Source organism: Escherichia sp. KTE31 (assembly GCF_000407925.1).
GTDB classification, from domain to species: Bacteria; Pseudomonadota; Gammaproteobacteria; order Enterobacterales; family Enterobacteriaceae; genus Escherichia; species Escherichia ruysiae.
The window spans coordinates 683,938-684,561 of the sequence record NZ_KE136723.1 but is presented as its reverse complement, the minus strand read 5'-3'; the positions used below and the strand labels follow the sequence as shown (position 1 = coordinate 684,561).

The following is a 624-nucleotide window of genomic DNA, read 5'->3' as shown; positions in this document are numbered from 1 at the left end:
TTCAGCCGGGAGACGTGGCAGCAGATGGCTACGGCATATCCTGATCCGTATCATCCAGGTAAACCTTACTACCGGAAGCGAATGGCTGTTGGTCTTGCTCCAGGCGGTACTGTACGGATCTGGCTTGAGGATAACGGGAACCCATCCGTACTCCAGCAACCAGCACGACAGCTTACCCTGACAGGGGATGATATGCTGATATGCAAAGGGGTAACGAAACATCCTAACGGGTATGTTTATTACGGAAAGACACCAGATTTCATCAAAGGGAAAACCTATCCGTATGGTAACTGGTAGGGCATAACGATTAGAAAACTCAAAAGGATCTTCTTGAGATCCTTTTGAGCATCAATCTGATTGTTTTGACGGGTTAAACTTCAATACTGCGAACGCGCCAGTGAAATCAGTGCGCTGATTGTCGAGTAAGGGGCAAAATCCAGCAATTGGCTGAAATCGAAGTGGGCGTGGCGTTATGAGGGAAAAATTATTCAAAGCGATCATATTATTCTGTTTAAACGTGCGCTTCACTGCGGAGGAGATGCGAACCATCGGGCGTTATCTGCACTGTTCGGCGAACTGGAACATCGACTCGGACCTGAGCCTGTGGGTGAGTCCGTCCTCGGG

Annotated in this window: 1 protein-coding gene and 1 pseudogene; both read left to right on the top strand. The window is 48.9% G+C overall.

The features are described from left to right. Positions 1 to 297 (top strand): DUF2931 family protein (locus WES_RS22705; RefSeq protein WP_016235214.1); only part of this gene is annotated, 297 nt, incomplete at its 5' end. 90 nt (positions 298 to 387) lie between these two features. Next, positions 388 to 525, top strand: a pseudogene (locus WES_RS24515) (aldehyde dehydrogenase); the annotation flags it as partial. Between the last annotated feature and the right edge of the window lie 99 nt (positions 526 to 624).